We start from the raw sequence: 14,462 nt of genomic DNA on the forward strand, positions 1-14,462 counted from the left end.
TAGCTTCGGTGTGAAAACTCGGTAACAATGGAAACCATGACGCTCAGCGTGGATGCGGTGCCTGACCAGGACCGGAAGGGTCCTGGCCGGCCCCGCAGCGCCCGGGTCGACGAGGCGATCGTCGAGGCGGTGTTCGAGCTGCTCAGCTCCGGCCAGAGCGCGGACGCCATCTCGATCGAGGCGGTCGCCGCGAAGGCCGGCGTTGGCAAGGCGACGATCTACCGCCGCTGGCCCAACAAGGAGGCGCTGCTCATCGACGCCGTCCTCGCGATGAAGGGCCCACTGCCCGAGCCGCGCGGCGAGTCGGTGCGCGAGGACCTCGTCACACAGGTCGCCGCGATGCGCAACAAACGCATGGCGCAGTATGGCAAGGTCACCGCCTGCCTGATGCCCGAGCTGTTCAAGAGCGGGGAGATGACGCGGGTGTACCAGGGCGTCGTGGAGCCCCGCCGCGAGGTGATGCGCGGCATCCTGCGCCGCGGGATCGCCTCGGGCGAGCTGCGCGCCGACCTGGACGTGGAGCTGTGCCTGCTGGTCCTGTCGGGGCCGACGCTGGCGCAGAACATGCTCCGCTGGAACCCGAACGTCCCCGACGAGAACTTCGCCGAGAACCTGGTCGACTTCGTCCTGCAGGGCGCTAGCGCCTGACGTTCCGCTCCCTCTTCGGCCCGGCGCCGCTGCCTCGTCAGCGCCGCCGGGCCGTCGCATTGCCGCTGGCTTTTCCCGACAAGTCGGGCACTCCGTGCCACGACTTGTCGGACTTATGCCCCGTCGGGCGATAAATCCGCGCAGAAGCTCCCGCCCGGAGCTGCTGTGTGCCTGCTGCTGCCCGGCGCGCCGTTGCGGCGCGGAGCGCGGCAGGCGCGGGTCGGGCGGCCGCGATGCGCCAGCCTGCTTGCCCGGCGCGGCGGGCTGTTGCGGCGCGGACGCAAGTTCACGCAGATGGTGCGCGGCAGGCGCGGGTCGGGCGGCGGCGATGCGCCCGCGTGATGACGGCCGCGCCGGTCGGTGGTTGCCGGGGCCGTTTGCCGTCGGCCAGGGCGGCACTATCTCTCCGCGATCGTGAAAAACCGGCCTCCAACAACGCGGAAAACGCCTGATCGTGGAGAGAAAACGCCGCCGGAGGCCGGTCACCAGGGGAGGTCGGGACCGCCGTCCAGGGAGATGTAGCGCGGGGACGTCGGGTCGGGGCTGTCCAGGAGGTCGGCCAGGCGGGTCGCGGCCTCCGCGGGCGAAGTGGTCGCGTCGCGCGTGCCCATCGACGTCGTCAGGCTGCCCGGGTGGACGGCCCAGCAGCGGACGCGGCCGGACAGCTCCTGTGCCAGCGCGATCGTCAGCATGTTCTGGGCGGCCTTCGAGATGCGGTACGCGTAGCTGGTGCTCCGGCCGGCGAACGCGCCCCCGGCCTGGGCCGACACCGAGCCCAGGCGCGACGAGACGTTGACGATCAGCGGCGCGGGTGCGCAGGTCAGGGACGGCAGGAGCGCCTGGGCCAACCGCAGCGGGCCCGCCACGTTGACGTCCACGGCGTCCAGCACGGACCGCGGGTCACAGGATGCGAGCGGCACGCCGGGTGCGCCGATGCCGGCGTTGTTGATCAGGGCGTCGAGCGGGCGGTCGAGCACGGCGGCCAGCAGGGCCGGGCCGACCGGGTCGCGGACGTCCTGCAGGATCGGCGTGACCCGCGGATGGGGCGCCGCCGCGGACGGCTCCGTTCGCACGCACGCGACGACGTCCCAGTCGCGCGCGGCCAGGGAGGAGACCAGCGCCGCGCCGAGGCCGCGGCCGGCGCCGGTCACGACGGCCAGGCGGCGTGCGGTCACCGCAGTACCAGCAGGTCGAGGGCGTCCACCACCGGGTCGGGGCTCAGCTCGGCGGCTGCGTGGAGGCGGGCGAGACCGGCCGCGTACGCCTCGTCGGTGATCAGCTGCAACGGGGTGTGAGCCTCGCGGCGCAGCGTCGAGGCGAAGTCGGCCAGGGAAGGGGCGGTGGGCTGGGGTACCGGCTCAAGGGCCTCGGTCGTGAAGCCGGCCTCGGCGAAGGCGGACTCGACGGCCGCAACGGTGGGGAAACGCTGGTCGAGGACCTCGATGGCCTCGGGGAAGTACCGGAACAGGGCGATGCCCTCATGGCGGCCGGAGAAGGCCGAGCGGATCAGAACCGGGGCCCCCGGGCGCAGGACGCGGCGCAGCTCGCGAGCGGCGGCCGGCAGGTCGGGGACGTGGTGGATGACCGTGGACAGCCAGGCCGCGTCGAAGGTCGCGTCGGCGGCGGGGACGTTCGCGGCGTCGCCGGGCAGGATCGGGGAGAAGACGGCGCGGTCGCGCATGGCGGCCGAGGGCTCCACGGCGACGATCTCGGCCTCGGGCCACCATGCGGCGAAGGCGCGGGACCAGGTGCCGGTGCCGCAGCCGAGGTCGAGCAGGTGGCCGGGGTGCGGGTCGACGTACCGGATGATGGCCGAACGCCAACCGCTCAGCGCGTCGTCGCTCAGGTGCCGGTTCGCCGCGAACGCCGCCGCGTCGGTGCCGTTGTACGCGATGAGGGCCATACAGACAATCTACGAGCTGCTGAGGCGGTGCAGGCGAAGGGCCAGCTGTACCTCGAGGGCGCGCTCCGGCTTCTGCCAGTCGGCGCCGAGGAGCTGTGCGATGCGCTCGAGGCGCTGGGTCACGGTGTTGACGTGCACGTGCAGGACCTCGGCGGCGCGGGCGAGGCTGCCGCCGACGCCGAAGTACGCCTCCAGGGTCTTCACCAGGGCGGTGCCGCGGCGGACGTCGTAGTCGACGACGGGGCCGATCGCGGAGTCCAGGAACGAGCGGACGTCCCGGTCGCGGCCGTCGGGGGCCGAGCCCAGGAGCAGGCCGACGAAGCCCAGCTCGGCGGTGCTGGCGCCGGTGCCGGTGCGGCCCAGGGCGGTCAGCGCGGTCACGCAGCGGTCGGCGTCGCGGTAGGCCGCGGCGATGCCCTCGGGTGCGGTCGCGGGGCCGCCGGCGCCGGCGGTGACCGGGCGGGCCAGCAGCTTGCCGAGGTCGCGGGCGACCGCGCGGGCGGAGGCGCCGGGCGCGTCGCCGGGCAGCAGGAGCACGACGTGGCCGTCGCGGGCGGCGGCGAGGCCGGAGCGGGTCTGCGCGTAGGTCTGCGCCCACGAGACGGCCCGCTGGCGGATCGAGCCGCCGGTGAGGGCGTCGGCGCCGATGGCCACGACGACGTTGGGGGCGTCGAGGTCGACGCCGAGGCGCTTGGCGCGGGCGCGCAGGGAGTCGGCGTCGCGGACCGGGCGGGTGATGACGTCGTCGAGCAGCTCGCCGCGGACGCGGCCCTCGGCCTCCGCCACGGTGCGCCGGAACAGCTGCAGCAGCGCGGTGACGACCGCGGCCCGCTCGAGGATGCGCTGGTCGGCGTCGACGAGCGCCTCGTCGGGGCGAAGGACCAGGGCGCCGAGGTTCTCCGCGCCCGCGACGACCGCGGCGAACCACAGCCGGCCGCGGCGCACGCTTCGGCCCTCGGTGCGGGAGGCGGCGAGGGCCTCGGCGATGGCGCTGGGGTCCGGCTGGTCGAGCTCGCCGACGAGCGCGAGGCGGCGGTTCTCGGCGTCCAGGACCAGCAGCGAGCCGCCGAGCACCTCGACCACGACGGCGGCGACGTCCTCGACGCCGGCGCCCCGCAGGACGAGGGCGGTCATCCGGTCGTGCGCGGCGGCGGCGCGCTCGACGGAGTCGCTGTGCGCGCGAATCACGCCGTTGGCGGCGGAGAGCTCCTCCAGCGCCGCCTGCGTCTCGCCGAGCAGCCGGGCGGTGTCGATCGCGACGGCGGCGTTGGCGGCGAGCGAGACGAGCAGCGACACCTCCTCGCGGGCGAACGGGCGCGCGGAGCGGTTGGCGGCATAGAGCACGCCGATGATCCTGGATCCGAGCCGCAGCGGTACCCCGAGAATCGCGACCAGCCCCTCCTCGCTCACGCCGGCGTCGATGTCGCCGGTGTGCCGGAAGCGCTCGTCGCGGGGGTAGTCGGCGGTCACGTAGGGGCTGCCGGTCTGCGCGACCAGGCCGCCCAGCCCGGCGCCCATCGGCAGGCGCAGCGCCTGGAAGCGGGCCGAGATCGAGCCGTCGGTGACGCGCATGTAGGTGTCGCCGCGCGTCTCGTCGTTCAGCGTCATGTACGCCACGTCGGCGCCCAGCAGCGTCCGCGCCCGGTGCACGATGGCGGCCAGCACGGCGTCGACGTCACGCAGCCCGGCGAGGTCGCTGGCGGTGTCGAACAGCCCGGAGAGCTCCTCCTCGCGCCGGCGGCGCCGTTCGAGGAGGGCGCGCACCCGCAGCGCGACGACCTTGGCCTGCTCGAGCTCGGCGATGTGCTCCGGCGGCAGGCCGGCGTTGCGCGCGGCGACGAGCGGGCCCTCGAACTCGACGGTGGCCGCCTCGCGGGCCAGCAGCTCGAGGTACTCCAGCATCGTCACACGCCCTAGTGTGCGGTCCAGCCGCCGTCGATCGACAGCGAAGTACCGGTGATGAACCCGGCGACGTCGGTGCAGAGGTAGGCGACGAGCTCGGCGACCTCGGCCGGCTCGATGAGGCGCTTGATCGCGGCGCTGGTCAGCATGATCTTCTCGACGACCTCCGACTCGTCGATGCCGTGGGTCCTGGCCTGGTCGGCGATCTGGCCCTCGACCAGCGGCGTGCGCACGTAGGAGGGGTTGATGCAGTTGGAGGTCACCCCGTGCGGCGCGCCCTCGAGCGCCACCGTCTTCGACAGGCCCTCCAGGCCGTGCTTCGCGGTCACGTACGCCGCCTTGAACGGCGAGGCCCGCAGCCCGTGCACGGAGGAGATGTTGACGACGCGTCCCCACCCGCCGGCGTACATGTGCGGCAGCACCGCCCGCACCAGCCGGAAGGGCGCGGCGACCATGACGGTCTGGATGTAGCCGAAGCGCTCCGGCGGGAAGTCGTCCAGCGGGGCCACGTGCTGCAGGCCGGCGTTGTTCACCAGGATGTCCGCGTCGAGGTGCCCGGCCAGGCGGCCCTCGATGTCGTCGAGGTCGGCGAGGTCGGCGACGACGGGCACCACGCCCGCCTCCTCGGCGAGGGTCTTGACCGGCTCCGCGTCGCGGTCGACGGCCACGACCCGCGCTCCGGCGGCGGCCAGTCGCACGGCCACGGCGCGGCCGATGCCGCTGCCGGCGCCGGTGACCAACGCGGAGCGGCCCCGCAGGTCCAGAGCGACCACCTGCTGCGGAGTAACGGGGTGTGGCGTCGTCATGGCGGGAAACGTACGAGGCTTCGCGCGCCCGTCCCATGGGGCGCGCCCACATACCTTCAGGCTAGTCGGTGTGTGTGTCGTGGCGTCGGTCCCTTTCGATCGTGGGATAAGGTGTCGAACACACGTATGAGGGGGTCTGGGTGCGGGTGCTTGGGGTCGACCCGGGGCTGACCCGGTGCGGCGTCGCCGTGGTGGAGGGCCAGCCGGGACGGCCGTGCCGGCTCGTGCACTACGAGGTGGTCACCAGCGACCCCGACATGGACCTGCCGCTGCGCCTGCTCGGCCTGGACGAGCGACTGGCCGAGGTCATGCAGGAGTTCCGGCCCGAGGCCGTCGCCGTCGAGCGCGTGTTCAGCCAGCACAACGTGCGCACCGTCATGGGGACCGCGCAGGCCGGCGCCGTGGCCATCCTCGCCGCCGCCCGCGCCGGGCTGCCCGTCCAGCTGTACACCCCGAGCGAGGTCAAGGCCGCCATCAGCGGCAACGGCAACGCCGACAAGGCACAGGTCACGGCGATGGTGACCCGGCTGCTGCGGCTGGAGGTCGCGCCGCGCCCGGCCGACGCCGCCGACGCCTTAGCCTTGGCCATCTGTCATGTCTGGCGGGGCGGCGCCCGGGAGCGCATCAGCGCCGCATTGAGGAGGGCCCGGTGATCGCGAGCGTTCGCGGCAAGGTGATGGCGGTGTCGCCCGACGGCGCCGTGATCGAGGTCGGCGGGGTCGGGCTCGCCGTGCAGTGCTCGCCGCACACCATCGCCGACCTGCGCGTGGGGCACGAGGCGCGGCTGGCCACCTCGCTGGTCGTGCGCGAGGACTCGCTGACCCTCTACGGGTTCGCCGACGACGACGCCCGGCAGCTGTTCGAGTTGCTGCAGACGGCGACCGGGGTGGGCCCGCGGCTGGCGCAGGCGGTGCTCGCCGTGCATACCCCGGATGTGGTACGCCGCGCAATCTCCGGCGGCGACACCTCCACGCTGACCCGGGTGCCCGGCATCGGCAAGAAGGGCGCCGAGCGCCTGGTGCTGGAGCTGCGCGACAAGATCGGCGCGCTGCCGGGCGACGGCGCCGCGATGGTCGGCGTCGGCGTGGGCGCGCTGTGGCACGACCAGGTGCGCCAGGCCCTCGTCGGGCTCGGCTGGACCGCCGGGCAGGCCGACCAGGCCGTGGCCGCGGTCGCCGAGCAGCTCGACGGGCAGACCACCCCGCCCGTGCCGGTCCTGCTCAAGCAGGCGATCCGGATGCTGGGCACCTTGCGATGACCGATCCGCTCGTCAGCGCGTGGGCGTCCGACGAGGACGCGGCCGCCGACCAGACCGTCCGGCCCAAGCGCATGTCGGAGCTGATCGGCCAGCACCGGGTGCGCGAGCAGCTGCACCTGCTGCTGCAGAGCGCGCTGCGCCGCGGCAGCCCGCCGGACCACATCCTGCTGTCCGGCCCGCCGGGGCTGGGCAAGACCACCATGGCCATGATCGTCGCCGCCGAGCTGGGCGCCGGGCTGCGGATGACCAGCGGGCCGGCGATCGAGCGGGCCGGCGACCTCGCGGCCGTGCTGACCAGCCTGCAGCACGGCGACGTGCTGTTCATCGACGAGATCCACCGCATGGCGCGGCCGGCCGAGGAGCTGCTGTACAGCGCCATGGAGGACTTCCGCGTCGACGTCGTCGTGGGCAAGGGCCCCGGCGCGACCGCGATCCCGCTGGACGTCGAGCCGTTCACGCTGGTCGGCGCGACGACCCGCAGCGGCCTGCTCACCGGCCCGATGCGGGATCGCTTCGGGTTCGTCGGGCAGCTGGAGTTCTACGAGCCCGAGGAGCTCGAGCAGATCATTACGCGCTCGGCCCGCATCCTGGACGTGCCGATCCTGGAGGACGGCGCGGTGGAGATCGGGCGGCGCTCCCGCGGTACACCTCGAATCGCCAACCGGCTGCTGCGCCGGGTCCGCGACTATGCCGAGGTCCGCGGCAACGGCGTGGTCGACCTGAAGGCGGCGCGGGCGGCGCTGCGGGTGTACGACGTCGACGAGCTGGGCCTGGACCGGCTCGACCGGGCGGTGCTCGCGGCCCTGCTGCGCCACGGCGGCGGGCCGGTCGGCCTGTCCACGCTCGCGGTCGCCGTCGGTGAGCAGCCCGATACCGTCGAGGAGGTCTGCGAGCCCTTTTTGCTGCGTTCCGGCCTCATTGCGCGCACTCCTCGTGGCCGGGTCGCCACGGCGAGCGCATGGCGACACCTTGGAATCCCAGCTCCCGCTGGTACCGTCGTTGGCGGAAACCCGCAGGGCGGCTTGTCGCAAACGCCGGATCTGTTCAGTTTGGAGCCTTAGCTCCATTCCTGTCGCGGTCGGCGCGATGTTGGACGCCGGTCTACGTGGTTTCCGACACACCGACTAGACTCGCCGCGATCCGTTGCGCGGATATCAGATAACTCGACCGGGAAGGCCACCAATCGTGATTTACGCCGCGGGAGAGACGGGCGGCAGCGGGGCGCTTCCGCTCCTCGTCGTCGTTGCCTTCGCCGCTTTCGTCTACTTCCTCATGATCCGTCCGCAGCAGAAGCGCCGCCGCGAGACCGAGAGCATGCAGGCCTCGATGGGCGTGGGCGACGAGGTGGTGACCGTCGGCGGGCTTTACGGCAACGTGGTCGAGGTCAACGACGACACCGTGCTCCTGGAGATTGCGCCGGGCGTCACCGCCAAGTACGCCCGCGCCGCCATCGGCAAGGTGAACAAGAAAGCGGCCGTCGAAGATGAAGAGGCCGCCGAGGAGGAGTCCGCCGGCAGCGCGGACGCCGACTGAAAGTCCCGTTCGCAAGCCCGCTCTGTGAAACATTCACGCCGCGCGAACCCCGCCGGCGTCGTGTAGGGAGACCCGACAGCCGTGGCACAACCTCAGGCACCGATGCGCCCGAGCCGCCAGCTCGCCGTCCTTGCCGTCATCTTCGCCGTCCTTGCCTCCATCGTATGGTTCGGCGGCTCGGGCGGATGGCGCAACCGGCTCGAGCCGAAACTCGGCCTTGATCTGATCGGCGGGACCACGGTCACGCTGCAGGCCCAGAATCTGGAGGGCAACAAGAAGCCCACCCCGGATCAGATGGAGAACGCCCGCCGCATCATTGACCAGCGGGTCAACGGCCTGGGCGTCTCCGAGGCCGAGGTCGTCGTCGAGGGCAACAACAACATCGTCGTCTCCCTGCCGGGCAAGAGCGACGACCGCCTCAAGCAGATCGGCCAGACCGCGGAGCTGCGCTTCCGCACGGTGCTGAACCAGACGGGCGACACGGGCGCGGCCGACCCCTCGGCATCGCCCTCTGCTTCCGCGTCGGCGCCGGCCTCCGCGCCCGCGAGCGCCCCGGCCTCCACGCCCGCGAGCGCGCCGGCCTCGGCGAGCTCCAGCCCGTCGGCGACCCCCACCGCCACGTCCGCCGCCCCGTCGGCGACCCCCACGGCCTCGGGCAGCGCCGCCGCCGGCGCGACCCCGGCGCCGACCGACTCGGTGGCCCCGGACATCGCCACGCAGCGCGCCGCCGTGCAGAAGAAGCTCGGCGACGCCGTGTGGGCCGCCGCGCTGGCCGAGCAGGCGCCGCTGGACTTCAGCAAGGACCCGAGCAAGGCCGAGCAGTACAAGGGCTTCAAGGACCTGTCGCCGGACGAGGTCGCGGTCCTGCCGGCCTCGATGCAGTACAACATCCCCTACATCACGTGCGACAAGCTCAACCACCGGCCGGTCGGCTCGATCAGCACCGCCAAGGAGCAGGTCGTCGCCTGCGGCCCGGGCGTGAAGTACCAGCTCGACGTGGCCAAGGTCCTCGGCACCGACGTCTCCGGCGCCGACTCCAGCATCAACTCGCAGAACGGCAAGTGGACGGTCAACCTGTCCTTCCACAGCGATGGGCAGAACCGCTGGACCGACCTGACCCGCGAGGCCTACAACGGCGGCCAGGACAGCAAGCAGGTCGCCGTGGTGCTCGACAACACGGTCGTCTCGGCCCCGACGATCCAGGCCGTGATCCCGGGTGACGCGGAGATCAGCGGCACCTTCACGAAGTCCGAGGCCCAGCTGCTGGCCAGCCAGCTGCAGTACGGCGCCCTGCCGCTGTCGTTCAAGTCGCAGGACGCGCAGAGCATCTCGGCGACCCTGGGCAGCTCCCACCTGGAGGCGGGCCTGCTCGCCGCCGGCATCGGCCTGCTGCTGGTCGTGCTCTACTCGTTCTTCTACTACCGGCTGCTCGGCGGCGTCATCATGATCAGCCTCCTGCTCTCCGGCGTGCTGGTCTTCATGTCGCTGATCGTCCTGGGCCGCTGGATGGGCTTCACGCTGAGCCTCGCCGGCTTCGCAGGCTTCATCGTCTCGCTAGGTGTCGCGGCGGACTCGTTCGTCATCTACTTCGAACGCCTGAAAGACGAGATCCGCGAGGGCCGCAGCCCGCGCAGCGCGGTGCCCCGCGCCTGGGTCCGGGCCCGCCGCACGATCATCTCGGCGAACACGATCACCCTGCTCGCGGCGGCGATCCTGTACATCGTCTCGATCGGCTCGGTGAAGGGCTTCGCCTTCGCCCTGGGCGTGGCGACGATCCTCGACCTCGTGGTCGTCTTCCTCTTCCGCCATCCGATCATGACGCTCTTCGCTCGCAGCAAGGCATTCTTGTCACCGAGGGTCAGTGGTCTCGGCCGGGTGCTCGAGCACGCTCCGCAGGGCGACGCGAGCACCGTCACGACCCGTCGTAACCGCACGAAGGAGGCCTGACGATGAGCGCAGGCGGCATCGCAGCCCGGTTGTACCGCGGTGAGGCCGGCGTCGACATCGTCGGCCGCCGCAAGATCTGGTTCATCGTCGCCGGCGTCGCGATCGTGATCGCCATCGCCAGCATGCTCGTGCGGGGCTTCACGCTCGGCATCGAGTTCGAGGGCGGCAACCAGTACAACGTGCCGGTCAAGGTCGGCACCCTGTCGCAGGTCGAGACGGCGTTCGCCGACGCGGGCGTGTCGGTCAAGACCGGCCAGACCGTCGGCGACAGCCAGTACATCATCAAGACCGAGCTGATCAACGACCCGACCCGGCAGACCGAGATCAAGAACGCGGTCGCGCAGCACTTCAACATCGACGCGAGCCAGATCAGCGACAGCGCGGTGAGCACCTCGTGGGGCGGCCAGGTCACCGACAAGGCGGCGCTGAGCCTCGCGATCTTCCTCGCCGTGGTGCTGGTGTACCTCATCGCGCGGTTCGAGTGGCGGATGGCCGCGGCGGCGGTCGCCTCGCTGCTGCTCGACCTGATCCTGACCGGCGGCGTGTACTCGCTGGTCGGCTTCGAGGTCACGCCGTCGACCGTCATCGGCTTCCTGACGATCCTCGGTTTCGCGCTGTACGACGTCGTCGTGGTGTTCGACAAGGTGCAGGAGAACACCCGGGGCATCACCGGCTCGAGCACCTCCACGTATGCCGAGGCGGCCAACCTGGCCGTCAACCAGACGCTGATGCGCTCGATCAACACCGGCCTCGTGGCGCTGCTGCCCGTCGGCGGCCTGCTCTTCATCGGCGCCGGCCTGCTGGGCGCCGGCACGCTGAAGGACCTCGGCCTGGTGCTGTTCATCGGTATGGGCGTCGCGGTGTACTCGTCGATCTTCTTCGCCACCCCGGTGCTGGCCGAGCTCAAGAGCCGCGAGCCGCGGCTGCAGGCGCACGCCACCCGGGTCCAGGCCAAGCGCACCGCGCAGGCCAAGGAGGCGGCGAACAAGTCGCAGACGGTGGCCCGCGACAGCGACGGCGTGCCGATCGGCAGCGGCGGCCCGGCGAAGTCGCTGGAGCGCTCCGAGCTCGCGGGCGCGGCACCCCGCCCGGGCGCCCGTCCGGCGGCCCGGCCCGGACAGGGCAAGCGCCCGCGCGCGGGCGGCCGTCCCGGCGGGGGCACCAGCGGCCGGCGGTAACCGGCCGGCCAGATCGATCTGGTAGTAATCAACGGGCGCCGCGTTCGCGGCGCCCGTTGCCGTTGTCAGGGAGGGCCCGTGGAGATCGCCGAGCTGGTCGCGAGCAAGGTCCTGGACGTACCCGACTTCCCGAAGCCGGGGGTCCTGTTCAAGGACCTGATGCCGCTGTTCGCCGACGGCCCGGCCTTCGCCGCCACAATCGATGCGATCGTGGCCGAGCACGGCGCGGGGAGCTTCGACGTCGTGGCCGGGATCGAGGCGCGCGGGTTCGTCATCGCCGCGGCGATCGCCTACGCGACGGGCAAGGGTGTGGTACCCGTACGCAAGGCCGGCAAGCTGCCCCGCGCGACCGTGTCGGCGACCTACGCGCTGGAGTACGGCGAGGCGACCCTGGAGGTCCACGCCGACGCGTTCCTGGCCGGCGAGCGGGTCCTGGTCGTCGACGACGTCCTGGCGACCGGCGGCACCGCGGCGGCCACCCTGGAGCTCGTCGAGCGCGCCGGCGGCACCGTCAGCGGCTTCAGCGTCCTGCTGGAGCTCTCGTTCCTCGATGGGCGGTCCCGCCTGGCGCCGCGCCCGGTTCATGCCCTCTTGACCGTCTGAGGGGCGTTCGCGGCCGATTTCCGGCCCTTATCCGGCCTCTTTCGCTGACGGGAAATGTCGGTGGGGGCGGGTAAGCTTGCAGCTCGGATCGTTGTCGGCGATGAGGAGCGGCCGGTGACCGGCGACATCGCACCCCCCCTTGAGGGTACGGTCGACCACGTGCAGGATGAACCGCAGGACGCCCGCGAGAACGCCGCGCCGGAGACGGCGGAGGCGGGCGGTGTGGTGCTGCAGTTCCCCGTCGCCCCCGGCGCAACACCCCAGCGCCGGTCCACGGACCGGCCCGGCGAGGCGGCGCGCCGCCCGGCCGAGGAGATCCTCGGCGAGGACACCGAGGACCTCACCGACGCCGCGGGCGGCGTGACCGGTGCCGTCGCGGGCTTCGTGGGCGCCGCGCCGACCGGCCGCCGGGTGCGCGCCCGGCTGGCCCGCTTCAATGCGCCCTGGCAGAGCCCCTCCGTGAGCGAGGTCCTCGAGCCGCTGATCGCGCAGCACAAGGCGAGCCACCCGAAGGCCGACGTGCGGCTGCTGCAGCGCGCCTACGACATGGCCGAGCACTTCCACAAGGGGCAGTACCGCAAGTCCGGCGACCCCTACATCACGCACCCGCTCGCCGTCGCCACGATCCTCGCCGACCTGGGCATGGACACCACCACGCTGGTCGCCGCGCTGCTGCACGACACCATCGAGGACACCGAGTACACGATCGAGCGGATGCAGATCGACTTCGGCGGCGAGGTCACGCTGCTCGTCGACGGCGTCACGAAGCTCGACAAGGTCAAGCTGGGCGACGCGGCGAAGGCCGAGACGATCCGCAAGATGGTCGTGGCGATGGCCAAGGACCCGCGGGTGCTGGTCATCAAGCTGGCCGACCGGCTGCACAACATGCGCACCCTGACCTTCCTGCCCCGCCCGAAGCAGGAGCAGAAGGCCAAGGAGACCCTGGAGATCCTGGCCCCGCTGGCGCACCGCCTGGGCATGAACACGATCAAGTGGGAGCTGGAGGACCTGGCGTTCCGCACGCTGTTCCCCAAGCGCTTCGACGAGATCAGCCGGCTCATCGCCGAGCACACGCCCCAGCGCGACTCGCTGCTGCGCACCGTGACCCAGAAGGTCGCCAACGACCTCAAGGCCGCCAAGATCAAGTCCGAGACGACCGGGCGGCCGAAGCACCTCTACTCCGTGTATCAGAAGATGATCGTCCGGGGTCGTGACTTCGGCGACATCTACGACCTGGTCGGTGTGCGCATCCTCGTCGACACGGTGCGCGACTGCTACGCGGCGCTCGGTGTGATCCACGCGAACTGGCAGCCCGTGCCGGGCCGGTTCAAGGACTACATCGCGATGCCGAAGTTCAACATGTACCAGTCGCTGCACACGACGGTCATCGGGCCCACCGGCAAGCCGGTCGAGCTGCAGATCCGCACCTATGCGATGCACCGCACCGCGGAGTACGGCATCGCCGCGCACTGGCGGTACAAGGAGACCAAGAACGCCACGATCGCCGGCCCGCCGGCGCACATCGACGAGATGACCTGGCTGCGCCAGCTGCTGGACTGGCAGCGCGAGGCGAGCGACCCGAGCGAGTTCCTCGACGCGCTGCGCTTCGACCTGTCCAGCCAGGAGGTGTACGTCTTCACGCCCAAGGGCGACGTCATCGCCCTGCCCACCGGCTCGACGCCGGTCGACTTCGCCTACGCGGTGCACACCGAGGTCGGGCACAAGTGCATCGGCGCCCGCGTCAACGGCAAGCTCGTGCCCCTGGAGAGCACGCTGTCCAACGGCGACGTGATCGAGATCTTCACGTCGAAGTCGGAGACGGCGGGCCCCACCCAGGACTGGCTCGGCTTCGTCAAGAGCCCGCGGGCGCGGACGAAGATCCGGCAGTACTTCAACAAGGAGCGCCGCGAGGAGGCGATCGAGGCCGGCAAGGAGGCGATCGTCAAGGCGATGCGCAAGCAGGGCCTGCCGCTGCAGCGCCTGCTGACGTCCGAGTCGCTGATGACCATCGCCCGCGAGCTGCACCTGGCCGACGTCGCCGCGCTCTACGCGGCCGTCGGCGACGGTCAGGCCTCGGCCCAGTCGATCGTGCAGCGCCTGGTCGCCGGCTACGGCGGCGAGGAGGGCGCGGTCGAGGACATCGCCGAGACCGCGATACCGACCCGCCCGGCGCGCACCCGCACGGCCGCCTCCGACCCCGGCGTCGAGGTCCTGGGCGTCGACGACGTCTGGATCAAGCTGGCCCGCTGCTGCACGCCGGTGCCCGGCGACGCCGTGTTCGGCTTCGTCACGCGTTCCGGGGGCGTCAGCGTGCACCGGGACGACTGTGCCAACGCGGGCGACCTCAAGGAGCAGCCGGAGCGGGTGCTCGAGGTCAGCTGGAAGCCCACCAGCGCGTCCACGTTCCTCGTGGCCATCCAGGTCGAGGCCTTGGACCGGCACAAGCTCCTGGCGGACGTCACGCGGGTGCTGTCCGACGAGAAGGTCAACATCCTGTCCGCGACGGTGACCACGACGCGGGACCGGGTGGCGATCTCGCGGTTCTCCTTCGAGATGGCCGATCCGAAGCACCTGAACCATCTTCTGGCTGCGGTGCGGCGGATCGACGGTGTCTACGACGCCTACCGGGTTACCTCGGGGGCCTGAGGGTCTTCTCCTTCCGGGGGGCCGGTGCGCCCCTTGGC

General features: G+C 71.8%; 14 protein-coding genes. 10 read left to right on the forward strand and 4 right to left on the reverse strand.

Translation table 11 applies throughout. From position 1 onward, the window contains the following. Nucleotides 1-36 precede the first annotated feature (36 nt). Nucleotides 37-648, forward strand: a complete 612-nt coding sequence (locus ABD901_RS30650) for a TetR/AcrR family transcriptional regulator (protein ID WP_345131845.1) — start codon at nucleotides 37-39, stop codon at nucleotides 646-648. 165 nt (nucleotides 649-813) lie between these two features. Beyond that, nucleotides 814-990, forward strand: coding sequence for a hypothetical protein (locus ABD901_RS30655; protein ID WP_345131847.1), 177 nt, complete (start codon nucleotides 814-816; stop codon nucleotides 988-990). A 140-nt stretch (nucleotides 991-1,130) separates the two neighbouring features. On the opposite strand, the gene ABD901_RS30660 is transcribed toward ABD901_RS30655, so the two are convergent. The 4 genes from ABD901_RS30660 to ABD901_RS30675 are packed head-to-tail and all read right to left on the reverse strand — an operon-like array spanning nucleotide 1,131 to nucleotide 5,259. Next, complete coding sequence (locus ABD901_RS30660) at nucleotides 1,131-1,823, reverse strand: SDR family NAD(P)-dependent oxidoreductase (RefSeq protein ID WP_345131849.1); 693 nt, start codon at nucleotides 1,821-1,823, stop codon at nucleotides 1,131-1,133. Then, entirely contained in the window at nucleotides 1,820-2,551 is a 732-nt protein-coding gene (locus ABD901_RS30665) for a class I SAM-dependent methyltransferase (RefSeq protein WP_345131851.1), read from the reverse strand. Before ABD901_RS30665 ends, ABD901_RS30660 begins: the two co-directional genes overlap by 4 nt. A gap of 9 nt (nucleotides 2,552-2,560) precedes the next feature. Beyond that, entirely contained in the window at nucleotides 2,561-4,453 is a 1,893-nt protein-coding gene (locus tag ABD901_RS30670) for a helix-turn-helix domain-containing protein (protein ID WP_345131972.1), read from the reverse strand. 11 nt (nucleotides 4,454-4,464) lie between these two features. Beyond that, nucleotides 4,465-5,259 (reverse strand): 3-hydroxybutyrate dehydrogenase, encoded by a 795-nt coding sequence (locus ABD901_RS30675; protein WP_345131853.1) that lies wholly within the window; start codon nucleotides 5,257-5,259, stop codon nucleotides 4,465-4,467. A gap of 140 nt (nucleotides 5,260-5,399) precedes the next feature. On the opposite strand from ABD901_RS30675, the gene ruvC reads away from it, so the two are divergent. The 8 genes from ruvC to ABD901_RS30715 all read left to right on the forward strand — a co-directional run bounded on the left by ruvC (nucleotide 5,400) and on the right by ABD901_RS30715 (nucleotide 14,424). Continuing rightward, nucleotides 5,400-5,912: a crossover junction endodeoxyribonuclease RuvC gene (gene ruvC, locus ABD901_RS30680; protein WP_345131855.1), complete on the forward strand. Its 513-nt coding sequence runs from the start codon at nucleotides 5,400-5,402 to the stop codon at nucleotides 5,910-5,912. After that, entirely contained in the window at nucleotides 5,909-6,517 is a 609-nt protein-coding gene (gene ruvA, locus ABD901_RS30685) for a Holliday junction branch migration protein RuvA (protein ID WP_345131857.1), read from the forward strand. The genes ruvC and ruvA overlap by 4 nt, the downstream gene beginning before the upstream one ends. Further along, nucleotides 6,514-7,578: a Holliday junction branch migration DNA helicase RuvB gene (gene ruvB / locus ABD901_RS30690; RefSeq protein ID WP_345131859.1), complete on the forward strand. Its 1,065-nt coding sequence runs from the start codon at nucleotides 6,514-6,516 to the stop codon at nucleotides 7,576-7,578. Before ruvA ends, ruvB begins: the two co-directional genes overlap by 4 nt. A 124-nt stretch (nucleotides 7,579-7,702) precedes the next feature. Further along, nucleotides 7,703-8,050, forward strand: a complete 348-nt coding sequence (gene yajC / locus ABD901_RS30695; protein ID WP_345131861.1) for a preprotein translocase subunit YajC — start codon at nucleotides 7,703-7,705, stop codon at nucleotides 8,048-8,050. A 102-nt stretch (nucleotides 8,051-8,152) separates the two neighbouring features. Beyond that, the gene (gene secD, locus ABD901_RS30700; RefSeq protein WP_380140049.1) at nucleotides 8,153-9,997 is read left to right on the forward strand and encodes a protein translocase subunit SecD; all 1,845 of its coding nucleotides are present in this window, start codon (nucleotides 8,153-8,155) and stop codon (nucleotides 9,995-9,997) included. Between the two features lie 2 nt (nucleotides 9,998-9,999). Continuing rightward, nucleotides 10,000-11,175 (forward strand): protein translocase subunit SecF, encoded by a 1,176-nt coding sequence (gene secF, locus ABD901_RS30705; RefSeq protein ID WP_345131865.1) that lies wholly within the window; start codon nucleotides 10,000-10,002, stop codon nucleotides 11,173-11,175. Between the two features lie 78 nt (nucleotides 11,176-11,253). Beyond that, nucleotides 11,254-11,778, forward strand: coding sequence for an adenine phosphoribosyltransferase (locus ABD901_RS30710; RefSeq protein ID WP_345131867.1), 525 nt, complete (start codon nucleotides 11,254-11,256; stop codon nucleotides 11,776-11,778). Nucleotides 11,779-12,000: 222 nt separating this feature from the next. After that, nucleotides 12,001-14,424: a RelA/SpoT family protein gene (locus tag ABD901_RS30715; protein ID WP_380140051.1), complete on the forward strand. Its 2,424-nt coding sequence runs from the start codon at nucleotides 12,001-12,003 to the stop codon at nucleotides 14,422-14,424. The last annotated feature ends 38 nt before the right edge of the window (nucleotides 14,425-14,462 follow it).

This window comes from Dactylosporangium darangshiense (assembly GCF_039537565.1).
Lineage (GTDB): Bacteria > Actinomycetota > Actinomycetes > Mycobacteriales > Micromonosporaceae > Dactylosporangium > Dactylosporangium darangshiense.